The following is a 4,610-nucleotide window of genomic DNA, read 5'->3' as shown; positions in this document are numbered from 1 at the left end:
AATCAGTGGCGACCAGTGCTATTAATGGCTCGCCGGCCGCACGGTCAAACGACGCGAATGCCGCTGAGCCGCCATTCAGAGGCGGGCGGCTTCATGCCACGACCCAATGAAAGCCGGCGAAATTCTTGTCCAAGCAACTTGGCGAAGAGCCGTGTTCGTTTGCCCAATCAACTACTGGCGTTTAATGTTCGACTCGGAGCTGGCAATGATCTCTCGAAGCATTGCTCTTGCAGCCTGTAGATCCGGTGTCCCAAAGCCCTCGGTGAACTGGCTATAGAGCGGACTGAGCAGGTCGTGCGCCTCGCCGCGCCGACCCTGTTCTCTCCACAATCGTGCAAGTCCTGTCGCTGCGCGCAACTCCCACAGCTTGGCGCTCTGCTGTCGCGCAACTGAGGCCGCTTGCCGAAACCGCGCTTCCGCAGCGGTCGGATCGGCCTTCCGCAGCCGCAGCATCAGCTCGCCCTTCATCCGATGGAGCTCGGCCTCGAACCACCGCTCGCCGGTTTCCGCCACCCGGTCCAGCGCCTTTGCAATCAAATCCAAGCCTTCCTCAACTGCGCCGGCACGGCCGTGGAGCTCAGCGAGCAGGCTTAGGAAATAGGGCACCAGGAAACCCGCTCCAGTAGCCTGCCATCTCGTCAGCCCATCTCGGAGCTGCGTGATACCAGCATCAAGCTCCCCGGTCGCGCCCAGGATCCAGCTGCGAATGACATTGCCAGCCGCAAGGAAGTGTGGGGATCCCTGGTCGGCTGCAAGCGCGATCAGCGAATTCGCTCGACCTTGGGCCTCGTCTCGGTCTCGGCGGAGTTGCGACAGGATGCAGCCGTAAAGCAGGGCATAGCCGAGGGTGTTGCGATGAGACAACTCCTTCGCGTCTGTCAATGCCTCTTCGCTCCTCGCCCGTGCCTGCTCGGGGTAGCCGAGGGCGAACAGTGACCAGGATAGAACGGACAGTCCCGACACGCGTGGATCCTGCGCGACCAGAAAGGCAAGCGACCGATGGGCGGCCGGATCGTAGAGAGCGAGCGTCCGCTCCAGATGGGCGCGGGCAATCCCAGGCTCGCCGCGAAGCAATGCAGCGGTTCCGACGATGCGGTTGCCAACGGTTTCGGCGGCAGCGTCGTTCTGTTCCTGCGCGCGGCGGAGCAAATCCTCGCCTGCACTTCGACCGGACTCGAGCTCCGCCCTCACGACATGAAAAACCCATTCCCCATAGAGGACAGGGAAGAGCCACGGAGTCTCGCCGAGCCGTTCGCACAAGTCTCGAGCCCGTGCGTTGGCCTGTCCAACCTCTGGGGCGGCCCAGCCCTTCGCAGCCATCAGGGCGACGCCGAGGGCGACTTGCAGTTCCAGCTCTCGTCGCCATCGTGCGGCATCGTCGGGGAGAGCAGTGATCAGCTCCAGCCCTTTGCTCAGTTGCGCGATCGCCTCTGCTGTGGCCGAGCGCGCGATCTCTGCTTGTCCCGCTTTCAGCCAATAGTCGATCGCCGGTTCGGCCAGCCCGGCCTTCATGTAATGGTGGGCCAGAAGTTCGGGCTGCGCCTGCACGGTCTCTGGAAAATGCTGCTCGAGCGCGGCGGCGATGCGGGCGTGCAGGCGCTGGCGCGTCGCACGCACCAGGGTCGCATATGCGGCGTCCTGCACGAGCGCGTGCTTGAAGCTGTAGGTCGCTTGAGGTGGCATCCCGCGCCGGAACACCAGGCCCGAGCCGACGAGGTCGTCCAACGCCGCCTGCAGTTCGCTCTCCGGTAGCGCCGCCGCAATAGCGAGCAGCTCATGCGAGAACTCCCGGCCAATCGCGGCCGCGACCTGGGCGACCTCACGGGCCGGAGCCAGCCGGTCGAGGCGGGCCAGCAGCGACTCCTGGAGCGTGGCCGGGATCGCCATGGGCGGCAGCGGTCCGGCGAGCGCGTAGTGGTCGCCCTCATCCCGGAGCAGATTTGTCTCCAGCACGGTCCGCGTCAGCTCCTCGACGAACAGCGGCACGCCGTCCGTCTTGGCCACGATCTGGTCGAGCACCGCGGGGGGGAGCGCCTTACCGCCGCTCAGCCGCGCGACCATGGCCGCCCCCTGCCGGCGGCTCAACCGGCTGAGGGTCAGCGCGGTGACATGGGCATAATGCGTCCAGGACGGCTCGAACTCCGGCCGGAAGGTGATGAGGACCAGCACGGGGGCGCCTTGCACCCGGTCGATCAGGAGATCGAGCAGCTCGAGCGAGGTCGGATCGGCCCAGTGCACGTCCTCGTACAGGGCGAGGACGGGCTGGTGGGCTGCGAGGCCCAGGACCTGATCGATCAGCACCTCGAGCGTCCGCTCCTTCTGCCGATGCGGGCTCTCGTCGAGCGGCGGGTAGCGCGCACCGGTCTCGAGCGACAGCAATGCCGCGAGCAGCGGGGCCACCCCGGTGACATCATTGCTCGAGAGCGCAAGCAGCGCCTCGAGCTTGTCGAGCCTCGTTGCGGCGGGGTCATCCGCGGCGAAGCCCGCCGCCCGCTCCAAAAGCCCGATCACCGGATGCAGCGGGCTGGTCTGATGGTGCGGTGAGCAGTAGTGGCTCAGGGCCGTATGCGCCTCATCTTCAAGTCGCCCGCGCAGCGCCCGCAGGAGGCGCGACTTGCCGATGCCCGGCTCGCCCGCCAGCAGCACCACCTGGCCCTCCCCCTCCTTGGCGCGCTCCCACTGCTCGAGCAGCAGGCCGATCTCATGCTCGCGCCCGACAAGCGGCGTCAGACCTGCCCCGTGCAGTGCCTCGAACCGGCTCTCGGCGGCGCCTTCTCCGACCACGCGCCACGCCCGCACCGGAACGGGAAACCCCTTTAAGATCTGCAGGCCGAACTCGGCGAGTTCGAACAGCCCACCAACGAGCTCGCGGGTGCGGGCGGAGATCATCACCGTACCCGGCTCGGCGAGGGCTTGCAGCCGCGCTGCGAGATTCGGCGTATCGCCGACCACCGTCTCCTCACGCGCCGCGCCTTCGCCGATCAACTCGCCGACAACCACCGACCCGGTCGCGATGCCGACACGGGCCGCCAACGTCTCGCCGTGCCCCGATCCCAGGCTCTGCACCGCCACGACCGCGGCGAGGCCGGCCCGCACCGCGCGTTCGGCCTCATCCTCATGGGCGCGCGGGTAGCCGAAATAGGCCAGTACACCATCCCCCATGTACTTCGCCACATGCCCTTCGAACCGCGCGATCGCACCCGCCACTGCGCTGTGATAGCTGCGCAGCACTTCGGCCATTTCCTCCGGATCGAGCCGCGCCGCGAGCGCGGTCGAGTCGACCAGATCGACAAACATCACAGTGAGCTGGCGGCGCTCGGCCTCGGATGCAAGTGAGACGCTGGCGGAGATGGCGGCGGGTGCGGCCGTAGCAGGGGCGGTCACTGACATTGAGCCGGCGCGCAGGACGGCAATGGCGGCGAGCAGCTTGCGGCGATGGCCGATCGAGGCGACGCCGAGCCCGATCAAATCCTCGGCCGTGAGGTCCAGGAGGACCTCGGCATCGATGTCGTTCTCGCGGAACGCCTGTGCGTACTGTCCCAGCCCCAGACCACACAGCCAAGCTGTGACGTCCATGGGCTACTCCCGGCTCTCGTCTCTACTAAAGTGCGTCAGCTTACTGCAAAACAGTTTGAGCGAGGGCGCGATAAAAGGTCACGTGATCACTGCGGGGGAGGGCTAACTCCTGGCATCTTTTGAGGTCGCCGCCCCCTGGAAACGTCCGCTGGTAAGGAAAGAAGGGACGTCATAAGCGTCGGCTCCAAACGTCGCGAATGACCCAATTCGGACTTGGTTCGCGATGGACGGTTCAAGCCGATCCGAGAATGAATTTAAGCGCTTCAGTCTGAATTTTTTGCTGTATCCTATCGGGCCTTCCAGCTCCGCAACATTTGGGAGGAGGTTAGGATGAACAAGCCCTTTGTCGCCGCCGCTTTGATCGCGTTGGCAAGTTCTGCGATGGCTCAAGATGCGATGAAGGTGGTCAAGCCCGATGGGCTGACGTGGATAGAGCATCCGGTCTTCAGGGGTGTGCAAACCGCCATCTTGATCGGTGACCCAACAAGGGCCGAGACGATCGTCCAGCGGGTGAAATTCCCGCCGAATTATAAAGTTCCGCCGCACACTCATCCCTATGCCGAGGTCGTCACCGTGATGAGTGGCAGCTTTGGGAACGCCATGGGGGAAAAGTTTGATCCCTCGAAAGGCGAGATTTTGAAGCCGGGCTCCGTCTTCGCGCTGCCGGCGAAGCACCCCCATTATGTTTGGACGACAAACGAAGAAACGATGGTCCAAATTGTATTCACCGGGCCGGGGGGCATCGTGTTCATCGATCCAGCCGACGATCCGCGCAAGAAGTAAAAACGAAGCGCCGAAGCATATAAAGAGGCTACCTCAATCGGCGGCCTCTTTCGTCATTCCGGCACAGGCGCGATGTCGGCTGTTGGGTCCTTAGCCGACGGTCGATTGAGCGCGTGTCACGTCGGTTGTCAGGGGCAAACCGGGCGCCGATCCAACTTGGCGTCCATCGCTGCTTTTGACCCGAATGTATGGTCCGGCCGTGGGGTGCAAGAAGATTTCGACGATCCGGTGGATACGGTCTTGCATCAATG

2 protein-coding genes are annotated in these 4,610 nt (G+C 64.5%); one reads left to right on the top strand and one right to left on the bottom strand.

Going from position 1 to position 4,610, the window contains the following annotated elements:
- Positions 1-171 precede the first annotated feature (171 nt).
- Complete coding sequence (locus XI08_RS10220) at positions 172-3,576, bottom strand: AAA family ATPase (protein ID WP_271574320.1); 3,405 nt, start codon at positions 3,574-3,576, stop codon at positions 172-174.
- A 330-nt stretch (positions 3,577-3,906) separates the two neighbouring features.
- On the opposite strand from XI08_RS10220, the gene XI08_RS10215 reads away from it, so the two are divergent.
- Positions 3,907-4,359, top strand: a complete 453-nt coding sequence (locus tag XI08_RS10215; protein WP_271574319.1) for a cupin domain-containing protein — start codon at positions 3,907-3,909, stop codon at positions 4,357-4,359.
- Positions 4,360-4,610 lie beyond the last annotated feature (251 nt).

The sequence above is a fragment of the Bradyrhizobium sp. CCBAU 11361 genome, assembly GCF_028128935.1.
GTDB classification, from domain to species: Bacteria; Pseudomonadota; Alphaproteobacteria; order Rhizobiales; family Xanthobacteraceae; genus Bradyrhizobium; species Bradyrhizobium niftali.
Note: the sequence above shows the minus strand (reverse complement) of the source record. Positions and strands in the feature narration are given on the sequence as shown.

Excerpts from the sequence above, each read along its gene's own strand:
- XI08_RS10220 (WP_271574320.1), bottom strand. The coding sequence starts at position 3,576 with ATGGACGTCACAGCTTGGCTGTGTGGTCTGGGGCTGGGACAGTACGCA.
- XI08_RS10215 (WP_271574319.1), top strand. The coding sequence starts at position 3,907 with ATGAACAAGCCCTTTGTCGCCGCCGCTTTGATCGCGTTGGCAAGTTCT.